The organism is Streptomyces sp. NPDC088554, from assembly GCF_044752945.1.
In the GTDB taxonomy this organism is placed as follows: Bacteria; Actinomycetota; Actinomycetes; order Streptomycetales; family Streptomycetaceae; genus Streptomyces.
Map to the genome: position 1 here is coordinate 33547 of NZ_JBIVMF010000039.1, position 14440 is coordinate 47986.

15 protein-coding genes and 1 tRNA gene are annotated in these 14440 nt (G+C 71.3%); 6 read left to right on the forward strand and 10 right to left on the reverse strand.

Annotated elements, in window-relative coordinates; translation table 11 throughout:
- Positions 1 to 274: 274 nt before the first annotated feature.
- The 3 genes from ACIP8W_RS29615 to ACIP8W_RS29625 form a co-directional block, all read right to left on the reverse strand.
- Positions 275 to 532 carry a hypothetical protein gene (locus tag ACIP8W_RS29615; protein ID WP_401953435.1) on the reverse strand — a complete coding sequence of 86 codons (258 nt, stop codon included), beginning with the start codon at positions 530 to 532 and terminating at the stop codon, positions 275 to 277.
- A 230-nt stretch (positions 533 to 762) separates the two neighbouring features.
- Positions 763 to 1665, reverse strand: a complete 903-nt coding sequence (locus ACIP8W_RS29620) for an alpha/beta hydrolase (protein WP_402154254.1) — start codon at positions 1663 to 1665, stop codon at positions 763 to 765.
- Positions 1666 to 2051: 386 nt separating this feature from the next.
- The gene (locus ACIP8W_RS29625) at positions 2052 to 2687 is read right to left on the reverse strand and encodes a TetR/AcrR family transcriptional regulator (RefSeq protein WP_401953430.1); all 636 of its coding nucleotides are present in this window, start codon (positions 2685 to 2687) and stop codon (positions 2052 to 2054) included.
- Positions 2688 to 2865: 178 nt separating this feature from the next.
- On the opposite strand from ACIP8W_RS29625, the gene ACIP8W_RS29630 reads away from it, so the two are divergent.
- Both ACIP8W_RS29630 and ACIP8W_RS29635 read left to right on the forward strand, forming a co-directional pair.
- Entirely contained in the window at positions 2866 to 4083 is a 1218-nt protein-coding gene (locus ACIP8W_RS29630; RefSeq protein ID WP_402205412.1) for a cytochrome P450, read from the forward strand.
- A 746-nt stretch (positions 4084 to 4829) separates the two neighbouring features.
- A complete protein-coding gene (locus ACIP8W_RS29635) occupies positions 4830 to 5042 on the forward strand; it encodes a hypothetical protein (protein ID WP_401953424.1) in 213 nt (70 codons plus the stop codon).
- Positions 5043 to 5367: 325 nt separating this feature from the next.
- On the opposite strand, the gene ACIP8W_RS29640 is transcribed toward ACIP8W_RS29635, so the two are convergent.
- Positions 5368 to 5441, reverse strand: a tRNA-Pro gene (locus ACIP8W_RS29640).
- 137 nt (positions 5442 to 5578) lie between these two features.
- Between ACIP8W_RS29640 and ACIP8W_RS29645 the strand changes: the two genes are divergently transcribed.
- The 3 genes from ACIP8W_RS29645 (at position 5579) to ACIP8W_RS29655 (ending at position 7904) form a co-directional block, all read left to right on the forward strand.
- Positions 5579 to 6286 (forward strand): transketolase, encoded by a 708-nt coding sequence (locus ACIP8W_RS29645; protein WP_401953421.1) that lies wholly within the window; start codon positions 5579 to 5581, stop codon positions 6284 to 6286.
- An 82-nt stretch (positions 6287 to 6368) separates the two neighbouring features.
- Positions 6369 to 7268 carry a transketolase gene (locus ACIP8W_RS29650; RefSeq protein WP_401953419.1) on the forward strand — a complete coding sequence of 300 codons (900 nt, stop codon included), beginning with the start codon at positions 6369 to 6371 and terminating at the stop codon, positions 7266 to 7268.
- Between the two features lie 123 nt (positions 7269 to 7391).
- A complete protein-coding gene (locus ACIP8W_RS29655) occupies positions 7392 to 7904 on the forward strand; it encodes a DinB family protein (RefSeq protein WP_402205415.1) in 513 nt (170 codons plus the stop codon).
- Positions 7905 to 7949: 45 nt separating this feature from the next.
- Here ACIP8W_RS29655 and ACIP8W_RS29660 read toward each other — a convergent pair whose 3' ends face one another.
- The 6 genes from ACIP8W_RS29660 to ACIP8W_RS29685 form a co-directional block, all read right to left on the reverse strand.
- The gene (locus tag ACIP8W_RS29660; RefSeq protein ID WP_401953415.1) at positions 7950 to 8480 is read right to left on the reverse strand and encodes a GAF domain-containing protein; all 531 of its coding nucleotides are present in this window, start codon (positions 8478 to 8480) and stop codon (positions 7950 to 7952) included.
- A 31-nt stretch (positions 8481 to 8511) separates the two neighbouring features.
- On the reverse strand, positions 8512 to 9138 hold the full coding sequence (locus tag ACIP8W_RS29665) for a GTP-binding protein (RefSeq protein ID WP_402153440.1): 627 nt from the start codon (positions 9136 to 9138) through the stop codon (positions 8512 to 8514).
- Positions 9116 to 9487, reverse strand: coding sequence for a DUF742 domain-containing protein (locus ACIP8W_RS29670; protein WP_401953411.1), 372 nt, complete (start codon positions 9485 to 9487; stop codon positions 9116 to 9118). Before ACIP8W_RS29670 ends, ACIP8W_RS29665 begins: the two co-directional genes overlap by 23 nt.
- Positions 9488 to 9489: 2 nt before the next feature.
- A complete protein-coding gene (locus ACIP8W_RS29675) occupies positions 9490 to 9927 on the reverse strand; it encodes a roadblock/LC7 domain-containing protein (RefSeq protein ID WP_401953409.1) in 438 nt (145 codons plus the stop codon).
- Between the two features lie 6 nt (positions 9928 to 9933).
- Positions 9934 to 11799: a sensor histidine kinase gene (locus tag ACIP8W_RS29680; protein ID WP_401953406.1), complete on the reverse strand. Its 1866-nt coding sequence runs from the start codon at positions 11797 to 11799 to the stop codon at positions 9934 to 9936.
- Between the two features lie 496 nt (positions 11800 to 12295).
- Complete coding sequence (locus ACIP8W_RS29685) at positions 12296 to 13537, reverse strand: MBL fold metallo-hydrolase (protein WP_402205418.1); 1242 nt, start codon at positions 13535 to 13537, stop codon at positions 12296 to 12298.
- Between the two features lie 308 nt (positions 13538 to 13845).
- Here ACIP8W_RS29685 and ACIP8W_RS29690 point away from each other — a divergent pair.
- A partial coding sequence (locus tag ACIP8W_RS29690; protein ID WP_402205420.1) for a carbohydrate kinase family protein occupies positions 13846 to 14440 on the forward strand: 595 nt, incomplete at its 3' end.

Here is a 14440-nt window from a genome sequence, read left to right on the forward strand (position 1 = left end):
GGGAGCGGCTCTCTCGCAGGTGTGCCTGCAGGAGACGGAGGACCGCTCTCATGGACATATACGGACGCCTCCGGTACGCCTAGCGCCGGAGGCCACTGGCGGGAACAGTTCGGGGCCGGGTGCTACGCCCGGCTACCGGCCCCACTGCAGGGAGCGGCCGCGACACAGCCGACGAGCGGCGGGAGCGTTGGGCCGAGCGCGATACCGGACGCGGCGGTGTCCAGCAGGCAGAGAGCTTCACCACGTACGGAACCCCGTTCGGTCCGTACCCATTTCAGTTCGAGTCCCGGACTGCCCCCCGTCGTCGACGACGACCAGGACATAGCTCACCGCGTTGAGCACCATGACCGGGCCGATCCCGAAGGCGCACCGCGCCGCTGAGGACCAGGACGCCGAGGATCAGGGCGCAGCCCCCGGACGCGATGTTGCACAGCACCAGCAGCCGGCGTTTGTCGTACCGGTCGGCCGACCTTCCGCCGTGGAGCGTGAACAGGAGCATCGGGGTGAACTGGAGGGCGGTGACCGCGCCCAAGGGCCGTACTGGAGTCTCCCGTGAGGGAGAGCGCCAGCCAGTCCTGGGCGACGACCCACATCCACATACCGGCGACCGACAGCACCTGGCCGAGGGCGGAGATCCGGAAGTCGCGGACCGGGAGGGAGCGGAAGGTCCCCGTGGAGCCACGGCCGTCCGGACCGCGCGCCGCACCCTCCGGGGAACCTCCCGGTCGCGGCGGAAGGCGCCCTTCGACCGGCCGCCCACGGTCAGGGGGTCGCCGCGGGGACAGCGAGGGTCGTACGGCGGGGGACGAGGCAGCTCTCCAGGAAGGCGAGGGCCCGCAGATGGTACGAGCGGGCGGCCCAGCCCAGACTGATGTTGTGCCCGGCGTCGGGCTGCCGGTCGACCGTCACCCGCGGGGCGGCCACGAAGTGCGCGGCCAGGTCGGCAAGGGTCGCGTCGTCATGGTGCCACCAGGACTCGTACTCGGCGAAGGTGAGCCGCACCGGCACCCGGACGCGGGCCGCGGTGGCCGGGAAGAGCCGTGGCCAGCGGGCGAGTTCCGCGCGCTCCGCGGCGGGCATGGGCTCCACCAGGCCGTGGCAGCCGCTGAACGTCCCCGGCGGGTAGAGGCGCAGTGGGCCCCAACTCCCGCTCTGTACACGGCGGCCCGTCGAGCCGGTGACCTCGTCCGGATCGACGGCGTACGTATGGCCGCAGCCCGAGATGTCGACACCGATCAGGTTCGGCGGGGCGTGGTCGGCGACGGTCGTCAGCGCCACCTTGCCGCCGTACGAGTGCGCGAGAAGGAACAGGCCCTCACCCGTGGCGTAGGTGGCGGCGAAGCCGTCCAGGGCTGCCCGCAGCGCGGCGGCCTGGCCCACCAGGCCCAGTCCGTCCGGCAGTCGACCGGCCGATAGGCCGTAGCCGGGCCGGTCGATCGCCAGGACGCTGTAGCCGAGGCTCGCGCCCAGCGTCAGCAGGGACAGCTCCGCGTGCGCCTGCCCGTCGAAGTAACCGGCGTTCACCCCGCCGCCGTGGATCGCGACGACTACGGCACGGGCGGGCCCGCCGACGGGCTCGCTGAGCAGCGCGGACAGCGTGGTCCCCGCAGCGTCCAGGGTGATGCGGCGTACGTCCCGGGAGGCCGGGGGTGCCAGTGGGGCCATCGTGGTTCTCCTCCGTCCCGCCCTGCGGCAAGATCATCGACCCGACGGGACACTACCTGGCAGGTACACAACCAACAACCATGCCTCACCGCCCCTGGCCGCCCCCTGGGAGACCGCCCCCGGGCAGCGGAAAAGGCGCTGCCCGATTTCTCCGGTACCGCCTGCGACCTGCGGAAAAGAAAGTCGGGACGACAGGATTCGAACCCGCGCCCCCTTACCCCCCCAGGTGCGAGCCACCCGCATTATCCGCACATGCCGGAATCAATCCGAGCCATATCGCGCACGGAAGATCCCGCCGCGCGCTACCGGGCACCGGACCCGCACCGTCGCCCCCACGCGTACGATCACCGCGTCCCGCGACGGGCACCACCGCGGCCACCCCGCGGTCACGCCTCCCGCGAGCCCGGCGAGAAACCCTCCCCGACCAGACGCAGGGTCTCCGGCAGGATGCTCCCCGCGTTCTCCCCGTATTCGTCGCCGTGCCAGGCGTACTCCTCGGTCATGATCCGGATCGCGGACGTGATCATGGCGGCCTGGACCCGGATGGCCAGACCGTGCGAGTCCACGCCGAGCCGGTGCGCGATCGCGTCGACCATGCGCGTCTCCAGGTCACTGGTGGCCTGGAGCCACACCCGGCGCAAGCCTGGCTCCTCACGCGCCAGTCGTACGATGTCGACCACGTTCGAGGCATCGCCGCCGGCCCGCGCGCTGCCGATCATGGCCCGGCCGAGAGCCTCCAGCAGCGGCTCCCCCTCGGGCCGGGCCTCGAATGCCTCGGCCGCACGGCCGAGAGCATGCACCAGCAGCGGGGCGACGGCCTCCTCCTTGGTGGAGAAGTAGTGCCAGAACGTACGCCGGGAGGCGCCGGCCGCCTCGGCGATGTCCTCCACGGACGTACCGGCGACCCCGCGTTCGACGAAGAGCCTGGCCGCCTCCGCCGCGATCTCGGCACGGTTCTGTTCCCGGCGGCGCTCTGTGAGTCGCGGACGTCCGCGTTTGGGTTGTGTTTCCTGGGCCGCCATGACTTCTCCCCTCTGCCATCCGCTCTCGGCGCGGCGCTGACCTGGACATCTTTCCATTCCCAGCCCGCCTCCTCATTAATTGGCGCGTAGTGCATTCATTGCACCATACGCAAAAAAGCCCTAGCGTCGACCTCACGGAAGGGCACATCGGCCGAAGGAAGATCCACGAAGGGATCCCATGACCCACGACGACCGCGAGCGAGTGCTGGACTACCCGCTGCCCAGGCCGGCTGCCCTGGAGCCGCCGACGGAATGGGCGGAGCTGCACCGGCGGTGCCCGATCGCACGGGTGAAGCTGCCCAGCGGGGACGAGGCCCTGCTGCTCACCCGCTACGACGACGTGAAGCAGGTGCTGTCCGATCCACGGTTCACCCGGAGCTTGAGCGCGGACGACGCGGCCCAGATCAGCGACCCCGAGGGAGGGCTGTTCAACAACGAGATGTCGGAAGCCATGCCCGATGACGCCGAGGGGCATCAGCGGTGGCGGCGGATGGTCACCAAGTGGTTCACGACCAAGCGGATGCGCATGCTGGCGCCGGGCATCGAGGCGATGGCCGAGCGTCTCGTCGACGAGATGGTGGAACGGGGCCGGCCCGCCGACCTCAAGGCCGCCGTGGGTTTCCCGCTGCCGGTATGGGTGATCTGCGACATGCTCGGGGTCCCCGACTCCGACCGGGACCTGTTCTCCCACTGGTCCGACACCATGCTCAACCTGACCCGGTACACCAGGGCGGAGACCCGGGCGGCGCAGGCGGAGTTCACCGCGTACATGACCGGTCACATCGCCGCCAAGCGCGCGGAACCGGGCGAGGACATCCTCAGCGCGCTCATCACCGCCAGCGACTCCGCGGGCCAACGGATGCCCGACGCGACACTGGTGGCCACCGGCCAGGGCCTGCTCGTCGCCGGGCACGAGACCACATCGAACATGATCGGCAAGATGGTGGCCATGCTGCTGGTCGACCGGCGACGCTGGGAGCGGCTGCTGGCGGACCGGTCGCTGATCCGCTCGGCGGTGGAGGAAGTGCTGCGCTACGACGCCAACCTCGGGCTGGGCATGCCGCGATACACCAGCGAGGCGGTCGAGGTCGCCGACACGGTACTGCCCGGCGGTACCACCTTCATCTGCGACATGTCCGCGGCCAACCGCGACGAGAACGCGTTCACCGGCGCCGACGACATGGACCTCACCCGCAGCCCGAACCCGCACCTGACCTTCGGCGCCGGACCGCACTCGTGCCTGGGTCAGCCGCTGGCCCGCACCGAACTGCAGATCGTTCTCGACGTGCTGCTGCGCAAGCTCCCCTCCCTCGATCTCGCTGTACCGGCCGGGGACCTCCGCCGGGTGGAAGGGCTCGTCGTCGGCGGACTGACCGAACTTCCGGTGCGGTGGTGAACACGACCACCGGAACCGTCCGGGCCGAACGGGTCCGGACGGACCGGGAGCCGATTCGCGCCCTCGGCGCCCCCGGCGGCGACCGGGATACGTGACCGCCCCGTCCCGCGCCGTATGCGGTCCACTTTCCATGGGTGGACCGCATATACGTGATGGATCAAGGTGCTGGGCATGGGTTCGCGGCCGGCCGGAGCGTACTCCAGCGAGACGCGGCCTGTTCGGTTTCCGGAAGGCGGCCGGCTCGTCGGTGCCGGGGAAGATCGGACACGGGTGTGCTGTGCGTCGAGAGGTCAGGCGAGGAGCAGGTCGGTCGAGACCGCCCAGAGGTGCTTGGCCGTAGCGGGATCGAGCGCCCATTCCTTGCCGCCGTGCGGATGTCGCGCGAGGATCCGGCCGCCTCGCAGGGCCGCGGCCCCGACAGCGCCGGTGCCGCGGACGCCCGTAGTCGGTCGGCCGGCGCGGATTCGCCACCGGACCGATCACCCTCCCCACCCCGCTCCGGCCGGCCCCCGCAGCCCGGACAGGCGGCGTCGGCCACCGTGCACCGTGCGACTTTCCGAACCGACCGAGCAAGATCAACGACTACCACGCGCAGTCGGCTCGAACACCTTGGGCCAGAGCTCGGCCAACCCTGTTCAATACAGCCGCCCACCGCGGCGTGTTCTTGCCAATCCCGTGCAGCCCCCTGACGCGCACTCCTGCGCAAGCAACACTTATCAACGAGCAGTCGCAATCAGGGGGTTGTCATGCGGACCGACACGATGTACTGCTACACCTGCGATTCCGACGAACAGCACCGTCCGCTCAATGCCACGGAGAAACTCTGGCTCAAGGAACGCACCGGCCGGAAGTCCGTCGAGGAGTTCTTCATGTGCAAGGCACCCAGCTGCCGCAACCTGCGGACCGGTTTCAACAAGCGCCCCTTTGACCCTGTCATCCGGGTGCCCTTGCCCGACTGACCCCTCACGGAACAGCAGCACGGTGCGGACGCCATTCGCGCGCACCGCGCCGTCGGCCACCGGCCCGAGCGCGGATGGCCTTCCGAGTGACGCTACGGCCGGATCTTCAAGACTCCACCTGCTCCGGTTCATCGGCTCCGAGGCATACCGGCGCATGCCGGGTCCCCCTCATCGAGGAAATACGCCCCCCGTCGCCGAACGCATCCTCGCCGTCGGCCCCCACCCGGAGGCCCGGCTCGCCCCCCGTGGTCCCCAACCGGCCCCCAGGAAACCGAAAGGCGGTACCGGATTTCTCCGATACCGCCTACGACCTGCGACAAGCAAGTCGGGACGACAGGATTTGAACCTGCGACCCCTTGACCCCCAGTCAAGTGCGCTACCAAGCTGCGCCACGTCCCGGTGCCCGTCTGACCTGGGGTTTCCCCGGTCCGAACGGACATGAGAACAATACCGCACTTCAGGCGGTGGTCACGAACCGCTTTCCCGCGTGCGACCGGACTTGACCTCAACCACGCTTGAGGTTGCACGGTGACCGTATGACGACACCAACGACACCGCGCGTACGGAGTTACCAGGACCTGGACCGGCTGCTGGCCCTGATGACGGGGGCCGAGAAGCACGGGCCCGCCGCGACCTCGACGCTGGACGCGCTCTGGGTGCTCTACGACCGGGTGCTGCGGGTCACGCCCGGCACTGCGGAGGCGGCGGAGCGGGACCGGTTCCTGCTGTCCAAGGGCCACGGGCCGATGGCGTACTACGCCGTCCTCTCCGCGAAGGGGTTCCTCTCCGAGGACCTGCTCCCGGGCTTCGGTTCGTACGGCTCGCCCCTCGGCCACCACCCCGACCGGACGCTGGTGCCCGGGGTGGAGATCGGCAGCGGCTCGCTCGGGCACGGGCTGCCGCTCGCCGTGGGCACCGCGCTCGGGCTGCGGGCGCGCGGGCTCACCGGGCCCCGGGTGTGGGTGCTGATCGGTGACGCCGAACTCGACGAGGGCAGCAACCACGAGGCGCTCGCCTTCGCGGGCCCGGCGGGCCTCGAACAGCTCCACACGCTGGTGATCGACAACGCGTCCGCCACCCATGGCTGGCCCGGCGGCATCGCCTCCCGGTTCGAGGCGGCGGGCTGGTCGGCCGCGACCGTGGACGGCCGGGACCATGAGGCGATGTACGCGGCCTTCACCGCCCCGCACCCGGGCCGGCCCCGGGCGGTCGTGGCCCGGGTCGAACCCAAACCCAAGCCCTGAAGCCCGCATGCCCGCACGCCCGCACCGTCCGGGCCGTACCCCCAGAGCTCGTACCCGAAGCCTCGGACCAGAGAGGGACCCCATGGACACCATGCGCGACCGTTTCATCGCCACCGCCTCCCAGCTGCTCGACGAGGACCCCCGGCTCGCCGTCGTCCTGGCCGAGATCAGCCGGGACGGATTCGCCGAGGCGGAGCGCCGCCACCCCGACCGGCTGATCAACGTCGGCATCCGGGAGCAATTACTGATCGGGGTGGGCGGCGGGCTGGCGCTCGCCGGGCTGCGCCCGATCGTGCACACCTTCGCCAGCTTTCTGGTCGAGCGCCCCTTCGAGCAGGTGAAGCTGGACTTCGGCCATCAGGGGGTGGGCGGGGTGCTGGTGAGCGCCGGGGGTTCGTACGACTGGCCGGCGGGCGGGTTCACCCATATGGCGCCGGGCGATGTGGCACTGATGGATACGCTCGACGGCTGGTCGGTGCGGGTGCCGGGCCACCCCGACGAGGCCGAGGCCCTGCTGCGGCAGGCCGCCGCCGGGGACGGCCGGGACTACGTACGGCTGTCCCTCCAGAGCAACGCGCGGGCGCGGCCGGTGACCGGGGACGGGTTCGCGACCGTGCGCGAGGGGCGCGGCGGGGTGGTGGTCGCGGTCGGGCCGATGCTGGACAACGTCCTGGCGGCGACGGAGGGGCTCGACATGACGGTGCTGTACGCGACGACCGTGCGGCCCTTCGACGGCGCGGCCCTGCGCCGTGCCACGGAACGGGCCGGGGCCACGGATGTCGTGCTCGTGGAGCCGTATCTCGCCGGGACCTCCGCGGCCGCCGCCGGTGACGCGCTGATCGCGACCCCGCACCGGGTGCTGGGGCTCGGGGTGGCCCGTCGCGAGCTGCGCGCGTACGGGGAGCTCGCGGAGCATCTGGCCGCGCACGGGCTCGACCCGGCGTCACTGCGCGAGCGGATCTCGGCGTTCCTGGCGCTCTGACGGCCCATCGACCGTGGCGGCCGGGAAGCGCCTGCGGCCGTCACGGGGGAGGCTGGACAGACGTGCGACGCCGCCCCGGCGACGCGGATCTGTCCAGCGGACCCGTGGAAGGACGCCCCGCCCATGAGCACCAGCCGTGACCTGCTCGTCGACGCCTTCTGCCGGATCCGGGACACCGTCCACGAGGTGACCGAGGGCCTTTCCCCCGAGGAGCTGGCCGTACGGCTGGACGACGGGGCGAACTCGATCGCCTGGCTGGTCTGGCATCTCACCCGGGTCCAGGACAACCATCTGGCCGACGCCGCCGGAACGGACGAGGTCTGGATCGCGCAGGAGTGGTCGCAGCGGTACGAGCTGCCGTTCTCGCGCTTCTCCACGGGGTACGGGCACTCCCCCGGGGATGTCGCCGGGGTCGGCGGCATGCCCGGGGAGCTGCTCGTGGCGTACCACGACGCCGTGCACGAACAGACCGTGAAGTATCTCGGCACGCTCACCGACGCGGATCTGGACCGGGTCGTCGACGACGCCTGGACACCCGCGGTCACCCTGGGCGTACGGCTGGTCAGTGTCCTTTCCGACGATCTCCAGCACGCCGGTCAGGCCGCCTTCGTCCGGGGCTGGCTGGAGCGGCCGTGACGGGCGGTCCCGCCGACGGCAGGGGAGCCGCTTTCGCGACACGCCCTAGCCGAGCCCGTCCTCCCTCCGGTGGATCTGCGTCACCAGTTGCGCCGCGCACACCTTGATGATGTCCAGCCCGGCCCGTCCCCAGCGCCTCGGCTCGGTGTCGGCCACGCAGACGGTGCCCAGCGCCATGCCCGTACGGTCGATGAGCGGCGCGCCGAGGTACGAGCGGATGCCGATCTCGGCCACGAGGGCGTTCCCGGCGAACCGGGGGAAGTCCCGTACGTCCTCCAGCACCAGCGCCTTGCGCCGTACGACCACATACGGGCAGTAGCCGTGGTCCCGGTCCATGAACCGCTCCCCCGGGCTGCCCGGTGGCGTGTGCAGCCCGGCGAAGAACTGCCGTTCCTCGTCGATGAAGTTGACCATCGCGTACGGAGCCCCCGTCCGCTGCGCCAACTGCTCGGCGAACGCGTCGAGCGCGGGCTCGGCACGTTCGCCGAGCCCGAGTCCGCGCAGCCGCGCCACGCGGTCGGGTGCCTCCTGGTCGACGGGGGTGAGCAGCAGACGGCCGATCGGGTCGTACGTCATGGGCGGGCTCCGTCCCTCGGGGATATCCGGGTCATTCGGCGGGCTCCAGGGACTCCGGGGCCGAGGTGATCAGATGCTGGACGAGAGTGACCAGCGTCTGGATACCGGAGCTGGCGATACGGGCGTCGCAGAGCACGATCGGCACCTCGGGCCTGAGGTCTATGGCCGCCCGTACCTCGTCCGGTTCGTAGCGGTACGAACCGTCGAACTCGTTGACGGCGACCACGAATCCGATGCCGCGCTGTTCGAAGAAGTCCACCGCCGAGAAGGAGTAGTCGAGCCGCCGGGTGTCGGCGAGCACGATCGCGCCGAGCGCTCCCCGGGACAGCTCGTCCCACATGAACCAGAAACGCTCCTGGCCGGGGGTGCCGAAGAGATAGAGGACATGGCGCTCGTCGAGCGTGAGCCGGCCGAAGTCCATGGCGACCGTCGTCGAGATCTTCGCCTCGACGCCGGTCAGATCGTCGGTGGCCACGCTGACCTGGGTCAGCAGTTCCTCCGTACTCAGCGGCGCGATCTCGCTCACCGCTCCCACGAAGGTGGTCTTGCCGACTCCGAACCCGCCCGCGACCAGCACTTTCAGCGCGGTCGGGAAGGCGGCTCCGGAAGCGGCGGGCAGCGTGCCGGCGCAGGGGTCAGAGCTGTCGTCGTAAGCCATCGAGCACTGCCTCCAGCAGGAAACGGTCGGTGGGGTTCTCGAAGCTGTCCGGTGGGCGCGCGGTGATCGCCCCGCAGTCCACCAGGTCCGAGAGGAGGATTTTGGTCACCGTCGCGGGCAGCCGCAGATGCGCGGCGATCTCCGCGACCGAGGTCGGCCCCTGGCAGAGGCCGACCGCCTGGGCGTGCTCGGGACCGAGATGTGTCTGTGGCACCGACCCCGTGGACATCACCAGGGTCAGCAGGTCCAAGGCGGCCGTCGGGCGGGTCCGGCCCCCGCTCACGGCGTACGGGCGGATGAGCCGGCCCGCCGCGTCGTCGAGCCACGGTCCCTCCGTCGGGAGCGGCACGGTCAGCGCCCCGCGCCGCTCGGTGACGTACCGGCGCTTTGCCGCAGCGGGGTGATGAGGTAGGGCCGCACGCTCTTGACCAGCATCGCCATCTCGTAGCCGAGGACGGCGGCGTCGGCCTCCCGGCCCGCCAGCACGGCGAGAGCGGTGCCCGAGCCCGCCGTGGAGACGAAGAGCAGGGTCGAGTCCAGTTCGACCACCACCTGGCGGACCTCGCCGCCGTCGCCAAAGCGCGCACCGGCGCTGCGGCCCAGCGAGTAGAGGCCGGAGGCGAGGGCCGCCATGTGGTCGGCGCTGTCGGAGTCCAGGCCGTGCAGGGATCTCACCAGCCCGTCGGAGGAGAGCAGCACGGCGCTGCGGGTGTGGGGGACTCGCTGGACCAGACCGCTCAACAGCCAGTCGAGGTCGGAGGCATGGCCGGTCGTCATGTCGCTCGCCATGGTGCGTTACTCCTTGGAGGTGGTGGTGTCGTGGCGCTGCGGTTCCGGCTGTTCCGGGTGCGGCTCCGACAGGGGGTCCACGGGCCGGCCGCTCGATGGAGCCGCCGGTGGGGCGGCCGCCGTGCCGGGCCGGGGGACGGACCGCGGGGCGGGCTGTGACTCGGCGAGGCCGATGCCCCGCTGGAAGGCGGCCATCAGACCGGGGTCGTGGAGTACCGGCTCGCCGGTACGGGGCGGCGCGGGGGTGTCCCGCAGCTGCGGGACCAGATGCTCCTGGCCGCGCCGCCGGGGCAGCCGGGGCCGGCTCGCGGAGCCGGGCGCGCCGTCCGCCCCGGCTGCGGCGTCGGGCGTCGCGGCGGGGTCGGGGGCGGGCGGGTGCGCGTGCCGGGCGCCGGGGTGGGCGTCGGCGGGCGTGGGCCGTTTGGCGTGTGCGCCCCGGACGGGCAGGGGGACGTTCCCCCCGGTCGGGCGGGAGTGCGTCGGTGGCCGGGGCTCGGGGCGCGGCGGTACGGCCTGCTGGACGGGCCGGGGCGTGGACGGGAACCGGGGCGCGGGAGGCGCCATCACCTGCCGGGGTACGGGAGGTCCCACGGGCAGCGGCGGCTGGTGGGCGCCCTGTCCTCCCGTACCGTCCACCCGGTCGGAGCCGAGCAGCGGCTGCGGCAGGACCAGGACGGCCTGGATCCCGCCGTAGATATTGGACTGGAGGCGGACCGCGATCCCGTGTCTGCGAGCCAGCGCCGCCACCACGAAGAGCCCGATCCGCCCGTCCTGGAGCAGATGCCCGACATTGACCTGGTCGGGGTCGGCGAGCAGGCTGTTCATCTTCTTCTGCTCACCGAGCGGCATCCCGAGACCGCGGTCCTCCACCTCGATGGCGAGACCGGCGGTCACCTGCTGGGCGCGGAGCAGCACTTGGGTGTGCGGGGACGAGAACAGCGTCGCGTTCTCGACCAGTTCGGCCAGGAGGTGGATGACATCGGCGACGGCGTGGCCGCGCAGGGTGCCGTCGATCGGCGGCACCAGCTTGATCCGTGGGTACTGCTCGACCTCGGCGATGGCGGAGCGCAGGACCTCGGTCATGGCGACCGGCCTGCTCCACTGGCGCCGGGAGACCGCCCCGCCGAGCACGGCGAGGTTCTCCGCGTGCCGACGGATCCGGGTCGCCAGATGGTCGACGTGGAACAGGCCCTTCAGCAGCTCCGGGTCCTCGACCTCGTTCTCCAGATCGTCGAGGAGCTGGATCTCGCGGTGGACCAGGGACTGGAGCCGACGCGCCAGGTTGACGAAGACCTCGACCTTCTGTTCGTTGCCGGCGTTGTTGGAGAGCCGGGACGCCTGGACGACGGCGCCGAGGGCGACCTCCTGCGAGCGGCCCAGCTCCTGGGCCAGCAGGTCGAACTCGTCGCCGCCGAGGATCCCGGAGGACGCCGGCGGGCGCCGGACGGGCAGCTGCTCGCCGCGTCCGAGCCGCTCGACCGTCGCCCGCAGGTCCGCCTGGCCGCGCGCGCTGGCGCGGCGCAGGTCGTCGCAGCGGCCGAGTACGACCCGCGCGGTGCGTTCCGCGCCCAGCGCGGCCGCGGCGACGGCCGCGAAGGCGATCAGCGCCGTGCCCATCAGGGCGGCCCAGATCTCCGCGGTCGGCTCCGCCGCGGTGGAGCGCAGGACGAGAAAGACGGCGGCCGCGCCGCTGAGCGCGGCGACTATCGCCGGCAGCACCGCGGTACGCAGCAGCCGGGGGCGTATACGGGCGTCCGGCGGAGTCGGCGCCTCCGTACGGGCCGGGGATGGCAGCGACCGGGAGGCCGGCCGGCCGTGCCGCCCGCCCTCGCGGCGCTCGGGCCGCGCGACGGGTGCGCGAAGTTGAGACATCAGTGTCCTCGGTACGTGGAGCCCCAGGAAGCGGCGTCGTGCTGGTGTTCCGGAAATGGCGCAGCGGCGGGACCGGCGCGTGCCGCGTAAGCCCTCCGTTGATCACCGAGCACACACGGTAGTCTCCAAGCGTTCATCCGCGGCGGACAGTTGACAAACTTCCCCGCAGAGCATCCCGCTCCGGTATGAGTCCTCGCACATCAGCACGAAATGCAGCATTCGACCCGGGCCCGAAACCCCTCGCAAGAGGTACGCGCGCCCGGACCGCTGTCCGGGCGCGCACAGGCGCACAGGCGCACCATGCGAAAAGACCGTGGCGACGGTCCTGGGACCCTTCACCACGGTCTTTCGCGATCACCGAACGCCCGGCCGACGCCCGGCCGTAACGGAATACCGGGGCCGTAACGGAATCAACGGCGGTACGACCCCACCCGGCCGAGAAAATCACCCGTACGAGGGGCGCGGCCAGTCGCGAGACTCACCCGAACGAGGGATGTCACGCGGACGAGGGCGTCTCCTCCGCCGTGGCCTTCGCCGCGCCGACCTCCGCCACACCGATCTGATCGCCCGCGATCACCTTGCGCGGCACCGCCGCCGGGCGCACCGGCCAGCCGCCCGCCGGAGGCAGGGCCACGGAGCGCCACCACGGGGTGTCGGGGATGTCCCCGGCGGGCTCGAACGGCTGGCCCGGGATCGGCAGCGCGACCTCGACGCCCTCCGCCGCGGCGGCCTCGACCGTGCCCTCGCCGGGCTCGGCCCACGGGTGCGGGGCGAGATTGAAGGTGCCCCAGTGGATCGGCAGCATCACCCCGGTCGGCCGACCGCCCTGGAGGTCCAGATGGGCGCGCAGCCCCTCGGCCGGGGTCATATGGATATCGACCCAGTGCTCGCTGTACGCCCCGATCTGGATCATCGTGGCGTCGAACGGCCCGTGCTCGGCCCCGATGTCGCGGAAGCCGGGGAAGTAGCCCGTGTCCCCGCTGTGGAAGATCCGGTGCTCGGGTCCGGCCACGGCCCAGGACGCCCAGAGCGTGTGCTGCTGATTGCGCAGGCCACGGCCGCAGAAGTGGCGGGCGGGGGTGGCGGTGAGCCGGACCCCCGCGACCTCGGTGGACTCGTTCCAGTCCAGCTCGCGCAGCCGGGACGCGGGCACGCCCCAGCTCTCCAGATGCGCGCCGACGCCGAGCGGTACGGCGAAGACCGTGTCCGTGGAGGCGAGGGCCTTGATCGTGGGCAGATCGAGGTGGTCGTAGTGGTCGTGCGAGATGACGACGACATCGACCGGGCCGAGCGAGGCGAGCGGTACGGGTACGGGGTGCAGCCGCTTCGGGCCCGCGAAGGCGAACGGCGAGCACCGGTTGCCCCAGACGGGGTCGAAGAGCACCCTGCGGCCGTCGATCTCGGCGAGCACGCTCGAATGCCCCATCCAGGTGAGCCGCAGTCCGGAGACCGGGGGCGCGGCGAGATCGGCGAGGGTGGTGGGGTGCACGGGAATGGTGCCCGCGGGGGCCCGTCGCGCCCGCGCCTTCTTCTGGAAGTAGACCTTCGCCAGCTCCAGGCCGGAGGCGCTGGACGGCCTGCTCCTGGTACCCAGCGGGTTCTGGAACACCCCGTCGGCGAAGTTGGGCGAGCGGTGGATCCGCTCCAGCCGCTCCCCGGTGGAGTCGGCCCCGAAGGCCTCGGTTCGCAGCGAGCGCAGCCGGGAGCGCAGTGGGAGGGGGGAGCCAGCGCCTGTCACAGCACCTCCTGGAGGTTCGGTGTCGTCCCATTATGGCCGGGTGTGCATCCCCGTGCGGCTTGAACTGATCACAGCCGATCAGATCACGACCTGCTCATCAGTACGTTTGTCCAACGTTGTCATCGGCCTCGGGATTCCCGTACAGACCACCGGATCGCGGCCATTCCGGGGAATCCGGGGATCTCTTCGACACCGCCGCGACAAGGTGGCGCGGCGCCCATACTGAAGCGGTCGAACACCAGGTACCGGAGAGGGAGATTGTGGCTCAGCAGCAGACCGATCAGACCGATCAGCTCCATCATGATGTGCTGGTCGTCGGGGGCAGCGGGGTGGACACCGTCGTCCGGGTCGACTCGCTGCCGGTCCCGCTCGCCGATTCGGTCCCGGTGGGGCGGATCCGCGAATGGGCGGGCCACACCGGAGGCAATGTGGCCCTCGGCTGCCGGGCCCTCGGTCTGCGGGTGAAGTTCCTGGACTACATAGGGGACGACTGGACCGGCACGCAGGTCCGCCGACGGCTCACGGAGGGCGGGGTGGACTTCGAGATGCTGACCTCCTCCTCGGGCACCAGGCGCTCGGTCAACCTCGTGGACAGGACGGGCCGCCGGATGTCCTTCCACGACGCCCGGGACCCGGAGGATCTGCGGGTGCCGGAGGATTTCTACCTGCCCCATCTGCGGCGTACCCGTCATGTCCATCTGTCGATCACTCGCTTCGCCCGGTTCCTCTTCGACGACATCGAGAAGCTCGGTGTCCCGGTCTCGACCGATCTGCACGACTGGGACGGACTCTCCGACTACCACCGGGAGTGTCAACGGCCTCGTAGTGCTCCCCGTGGGCGGCCAGTGATCTTCCCCGCTGGTGGCCTCGTGGGTGTCCCTGGTGGCGGCCAGATAATCTCCC

What these genes read in the sequence shown, in the direction of transcription:
- ACIP8W_RS29645 (WP_401953421.1), top strand. Translation starts at nt 5,579, where the DNA reads ATGACGACACCAACGACACCGCGCGTACGGAGTTACCAGGACCTGGAC.
- ACIP8W_RS29625 (WP_401953430.1), bottom strand. Translation starts at nt 2,687, where the DNA reads ATGGCGGCCCAGGAAACACAACCCAAACGCGGACGTCCGCGACTCACA.
- ACIP8W_RS29650 (WP_401953419.1), top strand. Translation starts at nt 6,369, where the DNA reads ATGGACACCATGCGCGACCGTTTCATCGCCACCGCCTCCCAGCTGCTC.
- ACIP8W_RS29635 (WP_401953424.1), top strand. Translation starts at nt 4,830, where the DNA reads ATGCGGACCGACACGATGTACTGCTACACCTGCGATTCCGACGAACAG.
- ACIP8W_RS29660 (WP_401953415.1), bottom strand. Translation starts at nt 8,480, where the DNA reads ATGACGTACGACCCGATCGGCCGTCTGCTGCTCACCCCCGTCGACCAG.
- ACIP8W_RS29655 (WP_402205415.1), top strand. Translation starts at nt 7,392, where the DNA reads ATGAGCACCAGCCGTGACCTGCTCGTCGACGCCTTCTGCCGGATCCGG.
- ACIP8W_RS29675 (WP_401953409.1), bottom strand. Translation starts at nt 9,927, where the DNA reads ATGGCGAGCGACATGACGACCGGCCATGCCTCCGACCTCGACTGGCTG.
- ACIP8W_RS29665 (WP_402153440.1), bottom strand. Translation starts at nt 9,138, where the DNA reads ATGGCTTACGACGACAGCTCTGACCCCTGCGCCGGCACGCTGCCCGCC.
- ACIP8W_RS29630 (WP_402205412.1), top strand. Translation starts at nt 2,866, where the DNA reads ATGACCCACGACGACCGCGAGCGAGTGCTGGACTACCCGCTGCCCAGG.
- ACIP8W_RS29620 (WP_402154254.1), bottom strand. Translation starts at nt 1,665, where the DNA reads ATGGCCCCACTGGCACCCCCGGCCTCCCGGGACGTACGCCGCATCACC.
- ACIP8W_RS29680 (WP_401953406.1), bottom strand. Translation starts at nt 11,799, where the DNA reads ATGTCTCAACTTCGCGCACCCGTCGCGCGGCCCGAGCGCCGCGAGGGC.